The organism is Geminisphaera colitermitum TAV2, assembly GCF_000171235.2.
Classification (GTDB): domain Bacteria; phylum Verrucomicrobiota; class Verrucomicrobiia; order Opitutales; family Opitutaceae; genus Geminisphaera; species Geminisphaera colitermitum.
In genome coordinates this window covers 31,350-52,941 of the sequence record NZ_ABEA03000106.1, presented here as the reverse complement: position 1 = coordinate 52,941, position 21,592 = coordinate 31,350, and the positions used below count along the sequence as shown (strand labels likewise).

Here is a 21,592-nt window from a genome sequence, read left to right as displayed (position 1 = left end):
GAACGAACCACAAAAAACAGACAACGCACTAAACAATAGCTAATTACAATTCCGACAATTCTCTAAATTCTGTTAATTCTGTCTAAAAAAATGACTGCATCATCCTCCTCTCCCGCTTCCCCCGCCGCTCACGCCTCCCCCGCCTCCCGTTCCTCCCGCGACACCATCCTTGCCCGCGTCCGCGACGCCCTTGCGCCCATCGCCGAACGCGCCGCGTATCCAGAATTCCCCGACGACGTTGCTGTCTCCCCTGCAATTGCCTCCGCACTCACCGGCCCCGACGCCGACCTCTGGCGCGCATTCAGTGAGCGCGCCAAACTCGTTCACGGCACCCCGCTCGCCGGAGGTCCCGCCGCACTCGCCGCCTGGCTCCGCGAGAAAAAACTTACTCACGGCTACTGCGACCCCGTCCTCCTTGCGCAATTTGCCCCCGCGCTCACCGCCCCCCCCCCCGGCGCTGAGCCCATTACGCTCGAGACCACCTTCGACCGCACACGCGTTGACGACTACCAATTCGGCATCACCCGCGCCCTCGCCGCCATTGCCGAAACCGGCTCCCTCGTTCTCGGCGACCTGACAACCAGCAGCCGCCTCGCCGCACTCGCGCCCTGGGTACACATTGCCACGCTCACCCGTGCGCAACTCCACGCGACCGTCACCGATGCCATTGCGGCCTTCCCCGACGACCCCAACCTAATCTGGTGCACCGGCCCCTCACGCACGGCGGACGTCGAAGGCATTCTCATTGAAGGCGTCCACGGCCCCGGCGAACAAATCGCCCTCCTCATGGACTGACGAAAACCACTCCCTCCAGCTCAATCCCCAACATGCCTCCCCGCATTCGTACGCTCAACCTGCTACTTGCCTGCAACCTAATCGCTTGCACGACGCCCCCCTCCCTACCTGCCGCCTCTCCCCCCTCCCCCCCCCCGTCCTCCTCGCTCGAACGCATCTGCGATGGCGAAGAATTTTATTTCAAAGTAAAATGGGGCCCCCTTGGCACAGCAGGCGGCGTACACGTATCCGCGCAAGCCGACGCACAATCCGCAACCCCGCAAACACGCATCAAAATAGTGACCGCCTCACGCGGACTGGTGCGCACACTCTATGCGTTTGACGGCACCGCCGAGTCACTGATCGACCCCCATGACGGCCGCCTCCTCATGGCCACCGCCACCACCCGCTCCCGCACCAAGCGCACCAGCATGAACATCCTGTTCGACTACGCTGCCAACGAAGCCAACTACACCGACAACCTGCGTCCCGAACGCAATACGCACATACCCCTGCCCGATGACAGCCAGCCCATGGAATTCATTACCGCCCTTATCCAAGCCCGCGCGTGGAACCCACACCCCGGCGACACACGCACCATCCATGTGATCTTCGACAACCGCATCTATCCCCTCACCCTTCATGCGTTGGGCTACGAAAAAATCCCCACCGCCACATCACGCGCACAAGAAGCCCTCTTGGTGCTCCCCCAAATGGAAACCAACCCACAAGGGATTTTTAAGAAAGGCGGTAAAATCCGAGTCTGGCTCGCCTGCGACGAACGACGACTGCCTGTGCGCTTCGAAGTCAAATTACCGATTGGCACTGCCATTGGACTGCTCACCCGATACCGCTCCCCCACCACCACACTCGCGACCAACACCCAACTCGAAGCAAAAAACGGCGACAAAGACCTCCTTGACTGATGTTAGGCAGGAACGGTAGGGAGGCCTCTCCGAGGCCTCCGCCGCGCCTGTAATCCGTGGTGAAAAAGATTTCGGTTTTGGCAGAGCCAACCTGAGATATCCGTAGTCAAAAATGGATTTTATTCGCGATCATTCGCGACCATTGGCGGTTGGTTTGGAGATCGGGATTGGGGGATTAGACGGCATTGTCTCTAACTCGAAAATTCCGTTCATGGCATACTGTCGCTTCGCGTGAAACTGTCTGAAAATTAAATCCTGTTGGTATCACATCTCCAATGATCTTGAAAATTTGGATACAGGAGAAGTAGCGTTTCCCCAACTATGAATTTGCGGGACTCTCTTAAAACGGCGGGCCAGGCGGCCCGGACCAATCTGCGACCAGGCGCGGTGCTGTGGGCGCTCCTGCTCCTCTTCATCACCGCGTATTCAACCAACGACTACTTCCGGCACGCCCTGCAACAAGTGGCCGATTTCAAAACCCGCGTCGGCTACCCTTTTTCATTCTGCATTTACGTGCTCTCTGCGGGTCTTCTGCCCGAACTCCTGCGAGTCATCTTCTTTCAACGTGGCCGTGCCACTTGCCAGAACCTGCGCGACTTTTTCTTCGGCTCTCTCGTCTGGGGATGCGCCGGAATGGCGTCCGACTGGTTTTATCGCTGCCAGACAATCTGGTTCGGCGCAGGCAACGACTGGCCCACACTCGCCAAGAAACTCGTTGTCGATCAACTCGGTTACAGCCCGATAGCCAACGGCCTGATCCTGATCATCTTTGTCTGGCGCGAAGCGAATTTTTCCGCCTCCGCATGGCGTAAAATCTTCACCAAAGACTTCCTCTTCGACCGTTATTTCCCGCTCATTGTCGCCGTAATGTCTGTCTGGATACCAGGCGTGTTGGTGATCTATTTCATGCCCCCGGCGCTGCAACTACCGGTGGCGGCAATCATCGTCTGTTTCTGGGTGTTGATCTTCACCTTCATGTCAGGGAAAGACCGCACCAGCCGGTAGCAAGCCACCGCCCCTTTGTCCAGTATTTCGGGGATGCGGCTTGTTTTGAGTCGGATGGAGCGGCGACGTCCCGCCTGCGTCCTTAGCGGCCAATCATGCTTTGCAGGTCGGCGATGTAAACGCGGCGAACGCCGGCATCCATGCCGTTGAATGCGATGTAACGCCAGGTGCGGTCCCACGCCGGATGCGGGTCGCAGCGGAGCACGGAATGCGTGGCGGATGCGGGGTTGAGCGTGTCGATGCGAACAAGGCATTTCTCGGTGCTGGTTGGCAGATTGATCCAGCGGAGCGGCACCGTGCCGTCACCAAAGGCGGTGCGCTCGTTGGTGTAGGTATCCGTGAGAATGTGATGCCCGTCTGGATACACCGTTGGATGGCCGGAACCTGGGATTTTGGGCGTGTCGGTGCCGGGAATGATGCGCAGACCGGTGCCGTCGGCATTGACTTCGACAAGACGCAATTCGTTGCCGGAACCGGCGGCAGGAATCGCAAGGTTTTGCGAGATGCGTCGGCCATCCGGGAACCAGGTGGCGTGGTGTCCGGGGTGTTGCCAGAGTTCGGGTCCGGTGGCGCAACGGAGCGTATCCAAATCGGTATTACCCGTGACGGGATCAATGCGGAGCGTGACCCATGCGAAGTTAACGGCCTTGTAGTTTTTCTTGAACATATCCCAGCCGGGTTCTTCGCCCGCAGTGAACCAGCGGAGGCTGAGCATGAGGGTGTCGCCTTGCGGATTAAATTTGCTGTGGAAACCGATCATCTCACAAGCCGCCGGATCAGTCGGCACTGCGGGCGCGTCAAAACGAATGGGCGCAGGCGAAGCGGCGGTCCGCTTCAGTATTTCGCTGATGGATACGAGGAGGCGTCGCTTTCCAGTGCGTGTGTCGGTGAGCCAGAAACCGTCGTCCGCCGCCGGACCCACGCGCCAGGGAGGACAAGCGGCATCGGGGATAAGAACGCCGTAGCCGCATTGGGTTTTGCGGGTCGTGGTGAGGTTGGACGAGATGAGCCAGCGTCCATCGGGCGAGGCGTGGTAAACGGTGCCCTCCATGCGTTGGCGAGCGCCGGTGAGTGGATCGAGTTTCCACGCGAAAGGCGTCCAGGTGGCCGTGTCCACGTCGTTGAAAAACAGTTCGTGATCGGTGCCGCCCCAGTTGATGTTGGCGCCGAGTTGGTGTTCCCAACCGCGAGTGTCGGCGATGGTGGTTTCGGTGCCAGTGTGGAGGTCCGTTAAGATGACATGCGCCGTGTCGCCGGGCTCGGGCTGGCGATCTTCGAAGGGGAAGCGGAGGGTGGCGAGGTAACGTCCGGAGGGGCTGATGGGCGTTGTATCGAAAAACCGGATCGTGTTGTGTCCGGCGTTCGGTGTGACGCACCAAACGGGAACGAGCGGGTTATATTTTTCGTAACGTGGGAAGTGGCGGTCGAGGTGAGTGGCGAGATTCATGAGAAAGATTGGAACTCAGCCAGTAATAACCGGCAGGCACAACGTTGATTTATCCCACCAATTCTTTTGTCTCCCGCCGTTCTCTCCCCCCCCCCCCCGCCGTTCTCTGTTTTTCTCAGATCGTTTTTCAGCGGGAGAATTTGTCCTGCCATATTTAGTTTGCGATCACACACGCGTAAGAACTTGAATGTAAAAAACTCCACGATCTTCTCTTTAGCGCATGCCCAAAAAAAATCCCGTCGTCCGCTCCACTGCTGAACTTGCTGATCACCTCGGCCTTTCGCGTTGGACTGTATCGCACGGACTCAATGACCGCCCGTGGGTCAAGGAGGAGACTCGCCGCCTCATTCAGGACACAGCCAAAGCACTCGGCTTTACACCCAATCCCCTCGCGCGCGGTCTGCAAAACGGACGCACCGGCATGATCGGCGTCTGTTTCAACGAACTCGAAAACCCCATCATCGTTAAAAAAATCTCCATCCTGCAGCGTCTTCTTTTGGAACGTGGTTATCAGGGGCTCATCGAACTCACGCTCGGCAATCCGGAGATCGAACAACGCGTCATCCAACACTTCCTCGGGATCCGCGTCGAAGGCATTGTCACCGTCAATTCGCGCTTCGATCCCGCAAAACTTCTGGCCGCAGCCGGAGCCAAAATCCCGCTCGCTCACATTGACCCTTACGACGAATCGCTGCTCCCGCACGTACGCATGGACCGCGCCGCCGCCATGGAATTGCTCGTGTTGCACGCCGCGTCACTAGGCCATCGGCGTTTTGCGTTGCTTGGGATGCCCGAAAACGAATTTGGCGAACGTTGGCGCGGCCTCCATGCCGGTTTTGCCAAGGCTGGCATCAATGAAGGGCGCGATGTGCGCAGCATTAACCGCGGCGACCCCAACCCGCCGGATTACGAACACGGACGCGCCCTCGCCGCTGACTTGCTTGAGAGTGATTTCGTGCCGACCGTTATTCTCGCCGTCAACGACCGTGTTGCCATCGGCGCCATGAATTGCCTCACGGAGGCAGGTTGGCAAATCCCTCAAAAATGTTCGGTTACCGGCTTCGACAACCTGGACATTGGCAACCATTGGCGTCCACGCATCACCACGATTGATCACCAAACGGAAGACCTTCTCGTGCGCGGCATAGAACTCCTTTTCCGTCGCATCAACCGACCTCGTTCTGCGGCCAACTACGTCGAGACCATCCCCCCGAGCCTCGTCACGCGCGAATCAACGCAAGTCGCCATAAATTAGCCTGTTCTGATATTTTAATTGGCAATCAGGAAGCTCATATCACGAAATCACATTCGTGTGTGATTAAGCTTGCAATATCCCTCCAAAGTCATCCTGATTCGAGTCAGTTCTGCTCAGTATCCACATCCTGCACGTATCCCAAAGTCCCCGTCATGAACCATCCTCGGCGCCTCCTTCGCTTCCGCTCATTTCTCCAGTCGCGTCAGGCAATTCTGGATACAGGACGATTGCTGGCCATTGCCATGATCGCTGGTTTTGGTGGAACGCATCTGGCCGCCGGAGCCACGCTTCTAGTTGCTCCAGCCGACGCCACAATCAGTGCGTCCGAAAATCCGGGGTCCATCTCCGACGGGGCAAATGGAGCAACACCCCCGCCCCTCTATCGCAGCATCCAGTCCGCCATCGATCACGCCCGCCCCGGCGACATTATCCAAGTTTCTCCCGGCGTTTATCACGAGAACCTCCAGTTCCCACACAGCGGACGCCCCGCAGAACCCATCACGCTCACGGGTGCTCCCGGAGCCATTATTGATGGCGGCACCACGCAAAAACTCGACTGGCAACCAGCGCCCGACATCGCGCCTGGCGTTTGGCGCACGCCGCTTGATTTCCCCGTATTCACCATCGCTGCCAATGGGAAGCTTGTCACCACGCTCGACGAAAAGCGCACTGATCCCGACCGCGAACATCGCCCCCGCGACAACATTCGTTGGCCCGACGCCTTCCGCAACGGCATCGGTCCCTCTGGATGGGACGGCGTCAAGGCACTTGCCCTCTATCGCCACAAAGCCCGCGAACTCCTCCTCCGCTTTCAAGGTGACCTTGATCCACGCACCATCGATCTGGCTGTCGCGCCACGCACACCACTCATCACGATCAAAGGAGCCAGCCACATCGTGATTCGCGGCCTGGCCCTGCGCAACGCCGCCTACGGCGTCCACGTCACCGATGCGACCGACATCGTGGTCGAACAATGTGCCATTGGTCCCATCGACTTTGGCGTCCATCTCGACGAAGGCAGCGAACGCGTCACCATCCGCCACAACGAAATCTGGATGGCTCCTTACGCAGGTGCCGATCCTCGTCAACCCGGCCAATGGGATGCCTGGTCAGCCTGCAAAAACGGCGGCTTTTACGACCGTTACGCAGTCCGCATTTGCAACAGCCGCGGGCATCACGAAGTCCACGACAACCTCGTACGCGACCACTGGGACGGCATTGAGTCGGGTGCTCCCGGCACCCCTGAACAAAACCCCGACGTTCACGTTCACCACAACCGCCTCGTCAACATTTTCGACGACGCCTTTGAAACCTCCGGCGGCCAGATCGGCAGTCGCTGGCATGACAATATCATCGAAAACTCTCGCGTCGCCATTCGCATCAAAGACCCCGCAGCCGGCCCCCTCTACATTTACCGCAATCTCTTTTTCAACAACCAGCAGGACATCCGCAATTACGCTGGCAGCAAAGGCGCCGTGCCCGGTGTCGAAGTTTGGGTCTATCACAACACCTCCACATCCATTGCCGCCTACAACATGAACTACGTTGCAGGCACCACGATCACTGCCAACGGATTCCATTTTCTCAACAACCTCTACTGGACACGCGCCTGGCTCCACAAAGCCAATAGCTCCAAGACCGCCTATCCCCCCCCCGACTGGCAGGGCGACTACAACCTCTATGCACGCTCCACCGCCGCGCATCCCCGCCCCGGCGAGCCTCCATTTTCCCCCAACGATCTTGCCAGCCTCGACAAACAATGGGCCGAGGCGCTCGACATGGCCCGTATCGCCGGACGCGATACACATTCACTCTGGCTCTCCCCCCCCCCCCCCCCCGGCTTTACTAATGCAAGCGCAGGCGACCTTTCACTTAAAAACGATAGCCCGGCCCGCTCCGCCGGTCTTGATCTCTCGACAATCACCGAACGCCAACTCCCCGATTGCCAGCCCGGATACTTCCAAGGCGAACGCCCCGACATCGGTGCGCTCCAATATGGCGAACCGATGCCCCGTCTTCCGCGCCCCGCTCCCGTATCAAAATAAAAACTACAATTTAACCCAACCAAACCACACGTCATCCAATGAAAAAAACAAACCTGCTCGTCTCGATTATTCTGCCACTCGCCCCCGCACTCCTCTTTGCCCAGACTGCCATTTGGACGGGAGGAGGGGCCAACAACCGATGGTCAACCGTTGGCAACTGGCAGGGCAATACTCCCCCTGACTCCACGCGTGACGCCATCTTTGCTCCTCCTGCAGCTCTTACCGTTAACCTCAACAGTGAGAACGTTACCGCCAAATCCCTCGATATTACCCTGACGAACAACATGACCATCAGTGGCGGTGGATCGCTCACCTTGACGAGCGGCAATCTCACCACCAAGGAGGGGGGGGGGGGGAGTCTGACAATTTCGTCGGATGTCGTGCTTGGTGCCTCTGGCGAATGGAATTTGACCCGCAATCTTACAGTCAACAACGCCATCTCCGATGGCGGCTCTGGCTTCGGTATCAAGAAAACCGGTACAGGCTATCTCTACCTTTATGGAGCTTCCACGTATTCTGGCGGATTTGAAATGAATGGTGGCAGCATTTACATCTACAACAATGCCGCCTTTGGCACTGGAACATTTAAGGTTAGCGGAGGCAGCATATTGTCTCTTAACACGGACACCATTGCCAACCGCATTGAATTGGCTCTGACCGGCAGTCCCGACTGGCGCATCGGCACTGCTGCGGGTTTCGGACGCGAAGTAACAATCTCCGGTGCGATTACTGATACCGCGACAAGCAACCTTCGTGCCCGCAGCGATGGCGGCACTTGGCGTTTCACCAATTCCATTACTATCAAAGGTGGACTCAGTTTTGGTTCCAACGCCACCGCTGCGAGTGCCAACACCTACATCCTTTCTTCAAATCCCTCGCTCAACAGCGGTGCGGCTAACATCAGCCTCGGTCTCGCCGACTCCTTCGCCAACTACAACCTCCTCTTTGATACAGCCGGAACATACAGCAATTTCACCCATATAGTCGTGGCAGCCAACCTTGCTCGCAACACCATTGGCGGTTCGCACACAAGCGGCACGGTGACGATTGCACCTTCTGGCGACATCCAAGCGAACAACTCTGGCGCAGGGGGCAGCACCAACTTCGCTACCTTGAACAAGGAGGCCACCACACAAATCGGTGCCCGCATAACAGGCGCGGCTCCCATTTCGATCAACGCCTCATGGCAGCAAGTTGACGCCGCTGCCACCGCTGCGGCGAACACCACCAATGCGGCAATCCTGGCCAATTATAACCCCCTTGGCGTTGTCGAATTCAGCAGGGCTGCTGGCAACACCTACACTGGCGGCACAACGGTTGAGGCCGGCACACTTCGAGTCAGCAACACCAGCGGCTCGGCCACAGGCACCGGCGCAGTGCTGGTCAACGCGGGAGCCCGGCTTGACGGCACCGGCATCATCAAGCCCACCGGCGCCAATGGCGTAAGTATTGCCAACGGCGCTACACTTGCCGCCGGCGGCTCTGATGCGCCAGGCATCCTTCGCTTCGACGGCTCCGGCACCTCCGGCGCGCTCCTCACGCTTGATGCAGGCGCAAGCTTGGAATTCCGTCTCGGCGCACCCGGCTCCAGTGATCAAATCGCGCTCTGGAACTACACAGCCGGCGATCTCGTTCTTTCCAACAACACTGTCAACATCACCAACACGACTGGACTCACCGAAGGCACCTACACCCTGTTTTCCTTCTACGCTGATTCCGGCATCAACACCTCGGTCGTCAGCGGTATTCTAAATGGCCTTACAATTGGCACTGGACTGGAGGCCTTCACCAACAGCCGCATCGAATATCTCGATAACCGCATCAACCTTGTCGTTGCCGCATCATCCGCCATCCCCGAAACCGCCACCTGGCTCTGGATCGCCATTCCCGGCTTATTGGGAATCGCGATCCGTCGTATGGTCCGCCCTTCCAAACCCTAAACTATCCCGACCTCGCCATGAAACGCTCCGTCCACTCGCACCGCATCTGCGCCTTTACGTTGATCGAACTGCTCACGGTCATTGCCATCATTGGCATACTGGCAGCTATCATCATTCCCGTGACAGCCAAAGTCCGCAACAAGGCGCGTGGCATGCAGTGCCTCTCCAACCTGCGCCAACTACAGACGGCCAACATCCTCTATGCCGAAGAACACCGCGGTGCCTACGTCATTATTCGTGACGACGACTATGCTATTTCAAACACTGGCAGTGGTAAATGGTGGTATAGCAATTATGACTTTCTCGCCATTCTCAGCCCTCGCAGCCAAATGATTGAACAGCTAAAATGTCCTCTTGGTAAGGCAACCTACAGCACTGTTGGCACAAATGAAAAGAGCACCGCTTACGGGGCCAACATAACCGGCGTCCCGGACACCGGAGGCGGCAAAACATTCTACCAAGTAAACGCCAGCCAAATCCTGAATCCCTCACGAAAACTAGCATTCCTTGACGGACTTAACGTTACATTAACCTACACACATTCGAACGAATACAATGGGGTTGAAGTAGGCGGAACAGACACGCCTGCCTATCGTCACGACGGCGGGGCCAACGTTGTTTTTTACGATGGACACGCTGCGTTTATGAAGCGCGACAAAGTTGCCAAAGATGCCGCCGACCTCAACAAACCCCAATGGGATTTGAGTAGGTAATTGACCTTTGTGCTGCTTGATTCTTGAGCAATCCCCATGCCCGACGCACAGGCTCAGATCCAGAAACAGCTCGACCAACTCATTAACGAAGACCGCGAATGCGGGCTCCAAGTTGCCGCCTATCACAAGGGCAAACTCATCATCGACGCCTGCGCTGGTCACACCGACGCCAGCCGAAATACTCCCGTCAACGCCCGCACCCTCTTCCCCCTCTTTTCCTGTGGCAAAGGCGCCACAGCCACCATTGTTCACCGCCTCGTTGCCCGAGGCATCCTCGATTACGACCGCCCCATTGCCACTTGGTGGCCTGAGTTTGCCGCCAACGGCAAGCACGCCATCACACTCCGCCACGCACTCGATCACACGGCTGGCCTCCCTTACCTGCCTCCCGAAACCGATCTCACCAAACTCTGCGATTGGGACGCCATGTGTTCCGCCATCGCCCGCCTCGCCCCAGCCTGGACACCCGGCACTCGCTCAGAATACCACGCCATCACCTTTGGCTGGATCGTCGGCGAAACAGCCTGTCGCGCCACCAAGCTCTCCTTCCAACAACTGCTCAAACAGGAAATCCTCACGCCACTCGGACTGCGCGATTTCTTCATCGGCCTGCCCGAGACCGAGGAAGCCCGCGTTGCACAACTCGAAAACGCCACCCCTCTTGCGCCCCTGCCGCCGCCACCTCCCCTCGGCCAACTCGAAGCCATCCCGCACTGGCTGTTCCCCCTCTCGCACTGGATGAACCGCCCCGACATCCACCGCGCCTGCATTCCAGCCTCAAACGGCATCATGACCGCCCGCGATCTGGCCCGACACTACGCCGCCCTGATCCCCGGTGGCGTTGACGGCGTTGAACTCCTCCCGCCCACCAGCCTCCGACGTATTCTGGAATCCAATACAGAAGGCCACGGATTTGGCTATGCCCGTGGCCGTGCCGACTCCGCGATGGGCTCGGCCCGCCCCACCTGTTTTGGACACGGCGGACACGGCGGTTCGCTTGGCTTTGCCGACCCCGACCATCACCTGTCCGTCGCCTTCGCCTGCAACCGCCTGCACACGAGCGACAGCGGCGAATCGCGTAGAAAAATCATCAAAACCATCCGTCAAATTCTCCACGCTGAAGACTAGGCCAGAAAACACCCGCAGCATGTCCTCCCTCCCCCCCCCCCCCCACCCCTCCAGCGCCGCCTCACCCGCCACGACGCGCGGCATTGCCGCCATCGGCGCAGGCCACATGGGTATCGAACATGTCACTACACTGGCCAGCGACACCATGACACCCCGCTGGCGCCTCCTCCACATCTGCGACCTCTCGCCCGAACGCCTCCAACTCGCCCGCGAAATCGCACCACAAGCCACCGCGCATACCAGCAACCTTGACGCCCTGTTCAACGATCCAGCCGTCGCTGCCGTCAGCATCAACACGCCCTCTGCCGTCCGCCCGCAACTCATTCTCCGCGCCCTCGCCGCAGGCAAACACGTCCTCTGCGAAAAACCCCTCGCACCCACGCCTGCCGCCGCCTCCCGACTCGCCGCCGACATTGCCCGCCTCCAACAATCGCGCGCCCTTGCCGGCCTGCCCCCGCTGCTCCTGACCTGCAACCTCTTTAGCCGCAATCTCCCTTGGTTGCGACGCGCACACGACCTGATCCGAGATGGTGCCATTGGCCGGCTTGCCATTCTTCGCGTTGCCCATTGCACGCCCAAATGGAAAGACCCTGCCCGCCTCACGCGTCCGCGCCCCGAAGGCCACACCCTGCACAACTGCGGCATGCACTACATCGACCTCATCCGCTGGCTTGCCGCCGCCGATTTCACCGAAGACGCCACTTGTCGCGCCACACGTTTTTGGGGCGGAGAACACGAACTCCATTTCATGGTGCAAGGCCGCATGAGCAACGGCTGCGCCTACGACCTGCACAACAGTTTTTGTTACACCTCTCTTGCCGCGAAACCTCGCAACTGGTCGCTTGTCGAGTGTATCGGAACACGCGGTACGATAACGGTGCGTCATGATTTTCACACTACGAGATTCGAGGTTCGTGGAAGCGCCCTTACGCTTGACGAAACGTATCCATACGAGAGCAAACAACTCCCGGTCTATTATGCCGATTTTGCGCAGGCGCTCGACACGGGCGATCTTGGGCGTCTGCCTCGCATTGAGGACGCGGTTATTGCCTCCGAATTCAGCCAGCGCCTCGTTGACCAAGCCCTTGCCAACCCCATCCCCAACTTTGGCGATGTGACGGATTTCGCTGACACTCAAACAATCCCGACAAAGCCTGCGATATCAGCATCATAAACATCCTGCCTCGTCTTCATCACTCAATGACGATGTTGCGATACTTGAGTTCGCCGATGCGGAGGATTTTTACGTGGCCGTCAACAAAGAGGAATTTGGCGGCGGTGTTGTCGCGAAGACGGTATCGGGGATTGCGTTTGGCGCCATCGCCGTCGCGGTTATCGCCTTCGGGAACCGCTTCGTCAAAACGGTCATAGCCGATCGTCGCGATCCCGGTGAATGTTGAGGAATCAAGTGATGCGTTCGCCGCGTTGCCGTTCACTTTCTGTGGGATGTCCGCAATGATGACTTTCTGCGAAGCGTTTTGAACGGATGACAGCGAGGTCTGCGATTTGTCGTTGGCTTTCCATGGCATCAGCGCGGGGCTCACGCCGAAATGGCAGTAGCCACCGGGAACTTTGGCAGCAGGGTCTTTGAATATAGGATGGACACGCTGGCTCCAGCCGGTCGTTGAGTAATTCCAGTTTTTGCCGACAAGGTAGCCAGAAAGTTCGATGCACCACTCGGTAGAGTCCGTGACGCCGGACCAGGGAAGTTTGTCGCGATTGTCGTTTGCGTAGGTGCGCAGGGCGATGCCGATTTGGCGGAGGTTGGAGACGCCTTGGGCGGCGCGGGCGCTTTCCCGAACGCGACCGACAACGGGGATGATGATCGCAGCAAGTATGCCAATGATGGCGATGACGGTGAGGAGTTCGATCAGGGTGAATCCTGAGGGGTGGCGAGTTGCGGGTGGTGAGTAGCGAGTGGTTTTCATGATGTGCGGGGGGGGGGGGGAATGCGCTGGTGTTTTATTCGGTGACGAGGAAGGGGATGTTGCGCGTGCTGCCTCCGCCGTGGGTGTCGCGGACGAAGACGAAGAGGCGGTAGGCGCCGGGTTCTTGCGGCGTGCGGATGGTGATGGCGGGGCCGTTTGTCGCGGTGCTTCCGGCCGGGGGTTGGATGCAGCCGGGGAGGGTGGGGGGAACTTTTTGTTTGTCGCCCTGGCCCCAGCGTTCGCCGCTTTCACGGATGATTTTCCATTCGCAGGTGAGCGGGGAGCCGTCGTGCGAGGTGGCGAGGAGTGTGGCGGGAAATTCAGTGGCGGGCGGGACTTCGGCTTGGTCGAGTGGCGTAGTTAGTTTTTTGATACGCGGGGCTGGATGCGGGAGGGTTTTCCCGGTCCAGAGTTTTGTCATGGCGTCAATGGCGGTGGTGCGTTCGCCGGTTTCCAAAAACATGCCATACCAGGTGCCGGTGGCTTCTTGTTTTTGTCCCCATAGGAAGGCGGCGGCGCCGAGGACGCGGCCTTTGGGGTCGTTGGTGGAGGCTGTCCAGCCGCGTGCGTAGGTGTCGGCTTTTTCTTCGCTGGTTTGTTCGATGGGGGCATCCCAGGGCGTTTTGGGAACTTCCCAGTGGCCGAGGGGGCCGTATTCGCCGAGGAATACGGGGCGGGTCCAGCCGCCGCGGTTGAGGTGGTCGGGGAGGTTGAGGGCGGCGCGGTAGGCGTTGATGCCGAGGATGTCCACGTCGGGGCAGTGTGTCTTGAGCGCCTGGATACGCCAGCGGGCGGTGCCGGCTATGGTGACCATGACGGGGTGGTTGGGGTCTTCTTCTTTGATGATGCGGGCGAGGTGGTTGATTTCGCGCCAGAGGGAGGCGTGGATGGTTTTGGCGAAGGGGTGTTCGGTTTCGTTGCCGAGTCCCCAGATGAGGAGGGCTGGGTGGTTTTTGAGGGTTCGGGCGATGGAGCGGATGCGTTCGCGCTGGCGGGCGAGAGGCGGGTTTTGCTCAGGGTCCGTGTTGTTGTAGTCGATCCATTTGTCCTGACGGTTGAGCCAGATGCCGGGAATGACGGCGAGGTTGAGGGCGTGGAGGCGGTCGAAGTAGTCGAGCGTGGGTTTGAGGATGTCGGGGCCTTTGTCGGTGGTGGGGTCGGGGATGGCGTAGGTGCGAATGGCGTTGGCACCAGTGGCGGGGATGAGTTCGAGGTGCGGGGTCTGGCGTCCGCTGGCAAGGGCTTTGATGGGGGACATGGGAACACCGTTGCGCAGGAGTTGCCATTTGCCGTTGGCAGCTTGGTGGACTTCGACGCGGGCAGGCGTGTCGGCGGCGTGTGTGTGCGTTGCGAGGGTTGTGAGGGTTGTGAGAAAAAGCGCGGTGGCGAGGAGGCGGCGGCGTTGCATAGCGAGGGGGGGGGGGGGGGAGGGGCGTTTAGCGCAGGGCACGGGGGTGCAGCGGGCGGGATGAGCGCGTCACTTTTTTGAGCACGGTGGCGAGGAGGATGAGAGCGCCCGCGAGGGCGGCGGTGGTGGCGGGTTCGGGGACGGCGGCTTCGATGGCGAGGTTGTCCATGCGGATGTAATTGTAGGTTTCGCCGCCGGACTTGGCGAGCCAGCCGATGCCGGTGATGGCGGTGCCGGTGAGATTGGCAGAGAGGGCAGTCGTGACGATGCCGCTGCTGGTCAGCTCAAATTTTTGCCAGGCGGTTTGGGCGGTGGAAAAGGTGAGGCTTTCCTTAATATCGGGGCTTCCGGCATCACTCCAGGCCGCCCAATTGCCAAAGGTATGTGAAGGGGTGATTGGAGTGGTGGAGATGAACCAGTCAGCGTTGTCGATCTGGATGAGGAAGGTGATGCTGCCTTTGGTCTTGGCTTGCACGATGTCTGCGGAGATGGCTCCGACCGTGGCGAGCGAAATGCTGGTTCCGGGATTGTCCTGATTGTTTGTGATGCCGGTGCCGCGGGAGACGTAACCAGCGGATGTGGGATAAATATAGACGACGCCCGGGGTGGAGGAGGGGCCGTTGGCGATTTGGATGCGGTTGTCGGCGGTGACTTCGGTGGCATCGGCGGCTTTTTGGGTCGTCCATCCGGCAAGGTAAGAGATGGCTTTTTCGGAGCCGCTTGTGTTGTCAAAGGGTTGTTTGTAGAGGGCAGTTGCGGTGGCGGCGCGGGCGGTGTCGGGGCCGACGGCAAATGCGGCAAGCGCGAGGGCGGCGAGGGCAAAGGCTGTCGTGATGGAGGAGAGAGAGCGGCGAATGGGTTTTGTGTTCATGGAGATGATGGATTCGGAGCAAGGTCTCTGAAGCGGCCGGGCAACAAACTCCATTCCCCGTGTTGTAATACTGATAAAATGCGGAAGCTCTTTTATGTTTTTCCTCTCTCCCCCCCCCCCCCAACACACGCAGGGGTTCTGTTTTCAGGCGGAGGGGCGGATGGTTTTGCCTTCGGTCCATGTGCTTTCGATGAGGACGCAGGAGGGGTGTTCGGGGATGCCGCGTTCGCCCCGGTGAACCATTTCGACGAGGCTTTCGAGGGCACGGGCACCGACGACTTCGGGGTTTTCCCACATGCCGGCGAGCGTGCCGTCGCGGTGAGGGATGGAGAGCATGGCTAGGCCGATGTCGGCAGGGACGCGCAGGCCGGCGTCAAGAAGGGTTGGCAGGGCAGGTTCCCAATAGGTTGCAATGGCATCAGGTTTGTATCGGCGCATCCATGACAGGAAATTGGCCGGGGTGAGCTGGCGTTCGCCGAAGATGGGGATGCGCGACGAGGCGGGCCAGTCGCTTTGTTCGCGGAGAAAGGCGGAACCGATGATGCGGTCAAAGCGGAGGTCGTTTTCGGCTTCGAGCGCGAGGCCGATGCGCCGGTAGCCGCGCGCGCGGAGGGTGCGCACGAGCACTTCCATGCCGCGAAAGTGGTTGTGCGTGACGAGATGCAGGCGGGGCGCGGCGAGGGTGTAGCCAAAGGTGATGGCGGAAAGGTGGTCGAGATTGAGCGGGAAGCGGGCGCGGGAGCCGGGCTGCGGGGCGATGAGGATGCCGGGGATGTTGCGGGTTTTTAAGATTTGCGACATGCGGGCCGGGGTCATGTCTGGCGTGGCAAGTTCGAAGGCTTCGAGCTGGTAGCCGAGTTCGTTGGCGCGGCGGCTGGCGCCTTCAAAATAGTGTTGGAAAGTCGGAATATCGCGCCAGTGCCGGACGCCGGGTGGATAGCTGCTGACCCAGGCGAGAGTCGCCTGGTAATTGGGACGGCGGCGTTGCTTGCGATAGGCGGAGAGGCCGGAGAGGTATGGGTTGGGCCGGTAACCGAGTTGGCGGGCCACGGCCTGAATGTGGTCACGAAGTTTGGTGGAGAGGCGCGGGCTGTTGTTGAGCGCAAGCGAGACTGCCCCCTGGCTGGCCCCGGCAGCCCGGGCGATGTCGCGCTGCGAGGGAGGGATGTTTTCGGGATGGATATGGGTGGACATGTCTGTGACGCAGCAGGGCTGTGAATGAAAAATGTCCGCACCGTCGCCAAGCAGCAAGTGCCGGATGCGAGACTGCCATCCGGCGCCCACTTCGGACTCGAATCCGTCCCCGCCTTCCCGTCAGATTGGCGGGCATGAAATCGTATCGCAAAGAACTCTGGTTCGACATCACCCGACGCCGCGAATTCATCAACATCACACCCGACGTAGAGGCTTGTCTGCGCGCAAGCGGCATCCGCGAAGGGCTTGTATTGGTAAACGCGATGCATATCAGCGCGTCGGTGTTCATCAACGACGACGAGTCCGGCCTGCACGCCGATTTCGAACGCTGGCTGGAAAAACTCGCCCCCGAAAAGCCACATTCGCAATACGACCACAACCGCACCGGCGAGGACAACGCCGACGCCCACCTCAAGCGCACAATCATGGGCCGCGAGGTCGTCGTCGCCGTCACCGAAGGGCGGCTCGATTTCGGCCCGTGGGAACAAATCTTTTATGGCGAGTTCGACGGCCTCCGCCGCAAGCGCGTTCTCGTAAAAATCATCGGCGAGTGACGGCCATACCGTCCGATGCGCCACGCCCTGCCGCCAACCCTGCCCGCAACCCCGCGCCCCAGCGCTCAATCGTAATCAAATTCTAATTACAAACCCATGAACCCCACTCAATACATTCTTGCTCTCGACCAAGGCACCACCAGTTCCCGCTCCATCGTTTTTGACCACTCGGGGAAGATTGTCTCCGTCGCCCAAAAGGATTACCAGCAACACTACCCGAAATCCGGCTGGGTCGAGCACGACCCCTTCGACATCTGGTCCAGCCAGAACTCCACCGCGGCGGAAGCCATTTCCAAGGCGAACCTCTCCACGGACGAAATCGCCGCCGTCGGCATCACCAACCAGCGCGAAACCACCATCGTCTGGGACCGCGAGACCGGGAAACCCGTTTACAACGCCATCGTCTGGCAGGACCGCCGCACCGCCGACTACTGCGCCGACTTAAAAAAACAAGGCGTCGAGCCCATGATCCGCGAAAAGACCGGCCTGCGCATCGACCCCTATTTTTCCGGAACCAAAATCCGCTGGATTCTCGAAAACGTGAACGGCGCGCGCGCCCTCGCCGAAAAAGGCCGCCTGCTCTTCGGCACCGTGGACACCTGGCTCATCTGGCAGCTTACCGATCGCAAAGTGCACGTCACCGACGTCACCAACGCCTCCCGCACCCTCCTGCTCAACATCCACACCTGCGAGTGGGACGACGACCTCCTCAAACTCTTCAACATCCCCCGCGCCATGCTTCCCCAGGTCAAATCCTGCTCCGAAGTTTACGGGCACGTCCACACCACTCTCTATCCCGGCGGCGCACCCATCGCAGGCATTGCGGGCGACCAGCAAGCCGCCCTCTTCGGCCAGGCCTGCTTCAAATCCGGCATGGTCAAAAACACCTACGGCACCGGCTGCTTCACCCTCATGAATACCGGCACCGAAGCCGTGCTCTCCAAAAACAACCTGCTCACCACCATCGCCTGGCGCATTGGCAATCGCACCGAATACGCCCTCGAAGGCTCCGTCTTCATCGGCGGCGCCGTCGTCCAGTGGCTGCGCGACGAACTCCGCATCGTCTCCACAACACAGGAACTCGACCAACTCGCTGCCTCGGTGCCCGACGCCGCCGGTCTCTACATCGTGCCCGCCTTCACCGGCCTCGGCGCCCCGCACTGGGACCCCTACGCACGCGGTATTGCCATTGGCATTACACGCGGCACCAACCGCGCCCACTTCTGCCGCGCCGCCCTTGACGCCATCGCCTTCCAGACCGCCGACCTCATCTCCTGCATGGAAAAAGACAGCGGCCTTCCCCTCGCCGAACTGCGTGTGGACGGCGGTGCCAGCCGCAGCCAGCCCCTGCTCCAGTTCCAGGCCGACCTGCTCGGCAAACCCGTTGTCCGCCCAAAGTGCGTTGAAACCACCGCCATGGGTGCCGCCTACCTCGCCGGCCTCGCCGTCGGCTACTGGACCAACCACGACGACATCACCAAAAACTGGCAGGTTGACCAACAGTTCACACCGCAATCCGGCCACAAGGACATCGCCGCGCTGCGCAACGGCTGGGAACGCGCCCTCGAACGCGCCAAAGGCTGGGAAACCACCGGGTAACCTCCCCCTCCCCCCCCCGTACGCGCAAATCATCAAGTAATTAAACTGCCACTACACGAACCATCATCATGCAACGATCCACAAATCTCGATCGAATCGCCTCGGCCACCGAACCCTTCGACATCGCAATCATCGGCGGCGGCGCCACCGGCCTCGGGGCTGCGGTTGACGCCGCCTCACGCGGCCACCGCGTGGCCCTCTTCGAACAGGCGGATTTTGCCAAAGGCACCTCCAGCCGTTCCACCAAACTCGTGCACGGCGGCGTGCGTTACCTCAAACAAGGCAACATCTCCCTCGTCCTCGAAGCCCTCCGCGAACGCGGACGCCTCGCGCGCAACGCCCCTCATCTCGTGCATGACCAGGCCTTCATCATTCCCAACTACTCGTGGTGGGAAGGCCCCTTCTACGGCATCGGCATGAAAGTTTACGACCAGCTCGCCGGCAAACTCGGCCTCGCCCCCTCGCGCATGCTCAGCCGCGAGGAAACCATTGAACGGCTCCCCACCGTGGAACAGGAACACCTCGTCGGCGGCGTCATCTACCACGACGGCCAGTTCGACGATTCCCGCCTCGCCATCAACCTCGCCCAGACTGCCGAAGACCTCGGAGCCATCATCCTCAACTATTGCAGCGTCACCGGCATCATCAAAGAGGCCGGCTCCGTTGCCGGCATCGAAGTGCGCGACGAAGAGACGGGGCGCGGCTTCACCGTCCGCGCCCGTTCCGTCATCAACGCCACCGGTGTATTCGTTGACGGGATACGTCGCATGGACGACCCGGCCGCCAAGGACATCGTTGCCGTCAGCCAGGGCATCCACCTCATCCTCCCCAAGGAATTCCTGCCCGGCAACGCTGCCATCATGGTGCCCAAGACCGCCGACGGTCGCGTCCTCTTCGCCGTGCCCTGGCACGGCTGTGTCGTCGTCGGCACGACCGACACCCCCCTCCCCGTGCACAGCCTGGAACCGCGCGCGCTCGACGAAGAACGCGACTTCGTCATGGAGCACGCCCGCAAATACCTCACCAAGGACCCGACCGACTCCGACGTGCTCAGCATCTACGCCGGCCTGCGTCCCCTCGTCAAAGCCGGTGACGGCAAGGACACCGCCGCCCTCTCGCGCGACCACACCATCATCGTCAGCGAAAGCGGCCTCATCACCATCACTGGCGGCAAATGGACCACCTACCGCAAGATGGCCGAGGACGTGATTGACCACGCCGAGACCGTGGCCGGCATCGACGACCGCCGCTGCCGAACCGTGGACCTGCAAATTCACGGCTGGACGCACGCCACCATCAAAGAGCCCAATCTCGCCCCCTACGGATCGGATGCCCAGCGCATCTCCCGTCTGATCCAGACCGACCCGGACCTTGCCGAAAAACTCCACCCTGCGCTGCCCTGCCAGCGCGGCGAAGTCATCTGGCACATCCGCGAAGAAATGGCCCGTACAGTTGAGGACGTCCTGGCCCGCCGCACGCGCGCCCTGCTCCTCAACGCCAAGGCCTCGATCGAAGCCGCGCCGGTGGTCGCCGCCCTCCTCGCCAAGGAACTCGGCCGCGACCAAGCCTGGCAGGACAAGCAGGTGGCGGACTACACCACCCTCGCCCGCGGTTACGTCTTCACCGATCCAAGCAGCCACGGCCACGCATAACCCCGACGCATGCGCCGGCTACGCAGTCATATCCAACAACAACAGCCAGAAAGACGTCGGCCATCGAGAGGGCGGCGTCGCCTTGTCATGGTGCTCGTTGGAACCTGGACCTGGATTCGTCCCTGACGGTACTCACCCACGAACCGCCCGCTTCCGCTTCGGCGCATCAACAGCCCAGTTTGTTTGCAGTCCCACCCGATACGCCCTCGGCGTGATGCTGGTGTGCTTGCGGAAGACATGGATGAAATACGCCGGACTCGTAAACCCACACATCCATGCAATCTCCGCGATATTGTAACGCGGATTGGTCAGATGCGTGCGCGCCAGCGCGATCCGCTCCGCCACGATCCACGCCGCCAGCGTCACCCCGCGTTCTCCGTGAAACCGCCGCGACAAATGCGCTGCCGAGCACCCCAAATCCTTCGCCAGCCTCGCCACCGTCAACCCTGGATCACCAAACCGCGTGCGCGCCAGTTTCTCCGCCTCCATGACCAACGACAACGCCTCCGGCACTGGCGGTGACGCGTGCGCAGCATGCCGTTTCAATTCACTAAGCACGGTCAACAGAAACGCCTCCAGCAACGCCGCCACATAACGCCGCCGCTCCCCCCCCTCGATTCCGTCTGCCGCCGCAATCTCGTCCAGATGATGAAACGCCGCGCAACTCCGTTGGTTTCGCAAATCTGTTGTCTCATAACCCCGGATACAATGTCCGCTTCCCGCCGCACCTGTCATGGTTCCCCCCTCCATCCGCCCCCGATGCAACAGCAACCCGTCACGCGCGTGCATGCACACAAGCACATCGTAGGCGGTACGCCGGTTGACCGGCGTCTCAGCGTGAGGAACCCCGGCCGGCATCACACAGACTTCGTTCGTCTCCAGCCGAAACTCATCCAACGGACACACAAAATCCGTTGCTCCACCTGTCTGGATAAAAAGCTCCGGCGTCGGGTGAAAATGCGCATTCGGCTGAGGCCGGTGTAACCCCGCGGCGCATGGGATGCGCACCCGCAGCTTCTCCGAGCGCAGCCGCAACAGCACATTTCGCAAATCACATTCGAGGCGGCGATGAATGGAGTCCGGAACAGACATGATCAAAAAAATGATATTTTTCTAACTGAAATGCAATCAGGCAGACTTGTCCAATCAGTCC

General features: G+C 60.1%; 18 protein-coding genes. 12 read left to right on the top strand and 6 right to left on the bottom strand.

Annotation, left to right across the window (positions count from 1 at the left end; genetic code table 11):
- Nucleotides 1-90: 90 nt before the first annotated feature.
- The 3 genes from OBACDRAFT_RS12765 to OBACDRAFT_RS12755 all read left to right on the top strand — a co-directional run bounded on the left by OBACDRAFT_RS12765 (nucleotide 91) and on the right by OBACDRAFT_RS12755 (nucleotide 2,705).
- Nucleotides 91-795 (top strand): LutC/YkgG family protein, encoded by a 705-nt coding sequence (locus OBACDRAFT_RS12765; protein WP_052361923.1) that lies wholly within the window; start codon nucleotides 91-93, stop codon nucleotides 793-795.
- A gap of 32 nt (nucleotides 796-827) precedes the next feature.
- On the top strand, nucleotides 828-1,700 hold the full coding sequence (locus OBACDRAFT_RS12760; RefSeq protein ID WP_081722025.1) for a DUF3108 domain-containing protein: 873 nt from the start codon (nucleotides 828-830) through the stop codon (nucleotides 1,698-1,700).
- A 321-nt stretch (nucleotides 1,701-2,021) separates the two neighbouring features.
- On the top strand, nucleotides 2,022-2,705 hold the full coding sequence (locus tag OBACDRAFT_RS12755; RefSeq protein WP_043586174.1) for a hypothetical protein: 684 nt from the start codon (nucleotides 2,022-2,024) through the stop codon (nucleotides 2,703-2,705).
- A gap of 82 nt (nucleotides 2,706-2,787) precedes the next feature.
- On the opposite strand, the gene OBACDRAFT_RS12750 is transcribed toward OBACDRAFT_RS12755, so the two are convergent.
- Nucleotides 2,788-4,152 carry a TolB-like translocation protein gene (locus OBACDRAFT_RS12750; protein ID WP_043586173.1) on the bottom strand — a complete coding sequence of 455 codons (1,365 nt, stop codon included), beginning with the start codon at nucleotides 4,150-4,152 and terminating at the stop codon, nucleotides 2,788-2,790.
- A 220-nt stretch (nucleotides 4,153-4,372) separates the two neighbouring features.
- Here OBACDRAFT_RS12750 and OBACDRAFT_RS12745 point away from each other — a divergent pair, with 220 nt between their 5' ends.
- The 6 genes from OBACDRAFT_RS12745 to OBACDRAFT_RS12720 all read left to right on the top strand — a co-directional run bounded on the left by OBACDRAFT_RS12745 (nucleotide 4,373) and on the right by OBACDRAFT_RS12720 (nucleotide 12,407).
- Nucleotides 4,373-5,407, top strand: a complete 1,035-nt coding sequence (locus tag OBACDRAFT_RS12745) for a LacI family DNA-binding transcriptional regulator (RefSeq protein WP_043586172.1) — start codon at nucleotides 4,373-4,375, stop codon at nucleotides 5,405-5,407.
- A gap of 152 nt (nucleotides 5,408-5,559) precedes the next feature.
- Nucleotides 5,560-7,452 (top strand): right-handed parallel beta-helix repeat-containing protein, encoded by a 1,893-nt coding sequence (locus OBACDRAFT_RS12740; RefSeq protein ID WP_081722024.1) that lies wholly within the window; start codon nucleotides 5,560-5,562, stop codon nucleotides 7,450-7,452.
- A 38-nt stretch (nucleotides 7,453-7,490) separates the two neighbouring features.
- Entirely contained in the window at nucleotides 7,491-9,392 is a 1,902-nt protein-coding gene (locus OBACDRAFT_RS12735) for a beta strand repeat-containing protein (RefSeq protein ID WP_052361920.1), read from the top strand.
- A gap of 17 nt (nucleotides 9,393-9,409) precedes the next feature.
- A complete protein-coding gene (locus tag OBACDRAFT_RS12730; protein ID WP_043586171.1) occupies nucleotides 9,410-10,105 on the top strand; it encodes a prepilin-type N-terminal cleavage/methylation domain-containing protein in 696 nt (231 codons plus the stop codon).
- Between the two features lie 36 nt (nucleotides 10,106-10,141).
- Nucleotides 10,142-11,233, top strand: a complete 1,092-nt coding sequence (locus tag OBACDRAFT_RS12725; protein ID WP_043586170.1) for a serine hydrolase domain-containing protein — start codon at nucleotides 10,142-10,144, stop codon at nucleotides 11,231-11,233.
- A gap of 19 nt (nucleotides 11,234-11,252) precedes the next feature.
- On the top strand, nucleotides 11,253-12,407 hold the full coding sequence (locus OBACDRAFT_RS12720) for a Gfo/Idh/MocA family protein (RefSeq protein WP_043586168.1): 1,155 nt from the start codon (nucleotides 11,253-11,255) through the stop codon (nucleotides 12,405-12,407).
- Nucleotides 12,408-12,426: 19 nt separating this feature from the next.
- Here OBACDRAFT_RS12720 and OBACDRAFT_RS12715 read toward each other — a convergent pair whose 3' ends face one another.
- The 4 genes from OBACDRAFT_RS12715 to OBACDRAFT_RS12700 form a co-directional block, all read right to left on the bottom strand.
- Nucleotides 12,427-13,161 carry a type II secretion system protein gene (locus OBACDRAFT_RS12715; RefSeq protein ID WP_043586166.1) on the bottom strand — a complete coding sequence of 245 codons (735 nt, stop codon included), beginning with the start codon at nucleotides 13,159-13,161 and terminating at the stop codon, nucleotides 12,427-12,429.
- Nucleotides 13,162-13,195: 34 nt separating this feature from the next.
- The gene (locus tag OBACDRAFT_RS12710; protein ID WP_157837057.1) at nucleotides 13,196-14,611 is read right to left on the bottom strand and encodes a glycoside hydrolase family 2 TIM barrel-domain containing protein; all 1,416 of its coding nucleotides are present in this window, start codon (nucleotides 14,609-14,611) and stop codon (nucleotides 13,196-13,198) included.
- Entirely contained in the window at nucleotides 14,598-15,440 is an 843-nt protein-coding gene (locus OBACDRAFT_RS12705) for a hypothetical protein (RefSeq protein WP_157837056.1), read from the bottom strand. Before OBACDRAFT_RS12705 ends, OBACDRAFT_RS12710 begins: the two co-directional genes overlap by 14 nt.
- A gap of 144 nt (nucleotides 15,441-15,584) precedes the next feature.
- The gene (locus OBACDRAFT_RS12700; RefSeq protein ID WP_043586162.1) at nucleotides 15,585-16,634 is read right to left on the bottom strand and encodes a LacI family DNA-binding transcriptional regulator; all 1,050 of its coding nucleotides are present in this window, start codon (nucleotides 16,632-16,634) and stop codon (nucleotides 15,585-15,587) included.
- Nucleotides 16,635-16,768: 134 nt separating this feature from the next.
- Here OBACDRAFT_RS12700 and OBACDRAFT_RS12695 point away from each other — a divergent pair, with 134 nt between their 5' ends.
- The 3 genes from OBACDRAFT_RS12695 to OBACDRAFT_RS12685 all read left to right on the top strand — a co-directional run bounded on the left by OBACDRAFT_RS12695 (nucleotide 16,769) and on the right by OBACDRAFT_RS12685 (nucleotide 20,439).
- Nucleotides 16,769-17,188 carry a secondary thiamine-phosphate synthase enzyme YjbQ gene (locus OBACDRAFT_RS12695; RefSeq protein ID WP_043586160.1) on the top strand — a complete coding sequence of 140 codons (420 nt, stop codon included), beginning with the start codon at nucleotides 16,769-16,771 and terminating at the stop codon, nucleotides 17,186-17,188.
- Nucleotides 17,189-17,284: 96 nt separating this feature from the next.
- Nucleotides 17,285-18,787: a glycerol kinase GlpK gene (glpK, locus tag OBACDRAFT_RS12690; protein ID WP_043586159.1), complete on the top strand. Its 1,503-nt coding sequence runs from the start codon at nucleotides 17,285-17,287 to the stop codon at nucleotides 18,785-18,787.
- A gap of 68 nt (nucleotides 18,788-18,855) precedes the next feature.
- Nucleotides 18,856-20,439 carry a glycerol-3-phosphate dehydrogenase/oxidase gene (locus tag OBACDRAFT_RS12685; protein ID WP_043586157.1) on the top strand — a complete coding sequence of 528 codons (1,584 nt, stop codon included), beginning with the start codon at nucleotides 18,856-18,858 and terminating at the stop codon, nucleotides 20,437-20,439.
- Between the two features lie 132 nt (nucleotides 20,440-20,571).
- On the opposite strand, the gene OBACDRAFT_RS12680 is transcribed toward OBACDRAFT_RS12685, so the two are convergent.
- Nucleotides 20,572-21,531, bottom strand: coding sequence for a helix-turn-helix transcriptional regulator (locus tag OBACDRAFT_RS12680; RefSeq protein WP_052361917.1), 960 nt, complete (start codon nucleotides 21,529-21,531; stop codon nucleotides 20,572-20,574).
- Nucleotides 21,532-21,592 lie beyond the last annotated feature (61 nt).

Excerpts from the sequence above, each read along its gene's own strand:
- OBACDRAFT_RS12765 (WP_052361923.1), top strand. The coding sequence starts at position 91 with ATGACTGCATCATCCTCCTCTCCCGCTTCCCCCGCCGCTCACGCCTCC.
- OBACDRAFT_RS12760 (WP_081722025.1), top strand. The coding sequence starts at position 828 with ATGCCTCCCCGCATTCGTACGCTCAACCTGCTACTTGCCTGCAACCTA.
- OBACDRAFT_RS12755 (WP_043586174.1), top strand. The coding sequence starts at position 2,022 with ATGAATTTGCGGGACTCTCTTAAAACGGCGGGCCAGGCGGCCCGGACC.
- OBACDRAFT_RS12750 (WP_043586173.1), bottom strand. The coding sequence starts at position 4,152 with ATGAATCTCGCCACTCACCTCGACCGCCACTTCCCACGTTACGAAAAA.
- OBACDRAFT_RS12745 (WP_043586172.1), top strand. The coding sequence starts at position 4,373 with ATGCCCAAAAAAAATCCCGTCGTCCGCTCCACTGCTGAACTTGCTGAT.
- OBACDRAFT_RS12740 (WP_081722024.1), top strand. The coding sequence starts at position 5,560 with ATGAACCATCCTCGGCGCCTCCTTCGCTTCCGCTCATTTCTCCAGTCG.
- OBACDRAFT_RS12735 (WP_052361920.1), top strand. The coding sequence starts at position 7,491 with ATGAAAAAAACAAACCTGCTCGTCTCGATTATTCTGCCACTCGCCCCC.
- OBACDRAFT_RS12730 (WP_043586171.1), top strand. The coding sequence starts at position 9,410 with ATGAAACGCTCCGTCCACTCGCACCGCATCTGCGCCTTTACGTTGATC.
- OBACDRAFT_RS12725 (WP_043586170.1), top strand. The coding sequence starts at position 10,142 with ATGCCCGACGCACAGGCTCAGATCCAGAAACAGCTCGACCAACTCATT.
- OBACDRAFT_RS12720 (WP_043586168.1), top strand. The coding sequence starts at position 11,253 with ATGTCCTCCCTCCCCCCCCCCCCCCACCCCTCCAGCGCCGCCTCACCC.
- OBACDRAFT_RS12715 (WP_043586166.1), bottom strand. The coding sequence starts at position 13,161 with ATGAAAACCACTCGCTACTCACCACCCGCAACTCGCCACCCCTCAGGA.
- OBACDRAFT_RS12705 (WP_157837056.1), bottom strand. The coding sequence starts at position 15,440 with ATGAACACAAAACCCATTCGCCGCTCTCTCTCCTCCATCACGACAGCC.
- OBACDRAFT_RS12700 (WP_043586162.1), bottom strand. The coding sequence starts at position 16,634 with ATGTCCACCCATATCCATCCCGAAAACATCCCTCCCTCGCAGCGCGAC.
- OBACDRAFT_RS12695 (WP_043586160.1), top strand. The coding sequence starts at position 16,769 with ATGAAATCGTATCGCAAAGAACTCTGGTTCGACATCACCCGACGCCGC.
- glpK (WP_043586159.1), top strand. The coding sequence starts at position 17,285 with ATGAACCCCACTCAATACATTCTTGCTCTCGACCAAGGCACCACCAGT.
- OBACDRAFT_RS12685 (WP_043586157.1), top strand. The coding sequence starts at position 18,856 with ATGCAACGATCCACAAATCTCGATCGAATCGCCTCGGCCACCGAACCC.
- OBACDRAFT_RS12680 (WP_052361917.1), bottom strand. The coding sequence starts at position 21,531 with ATGTCTGTTCCGGACTCCATTCATCGCCGCCTCGAATGTGATTTGCGA.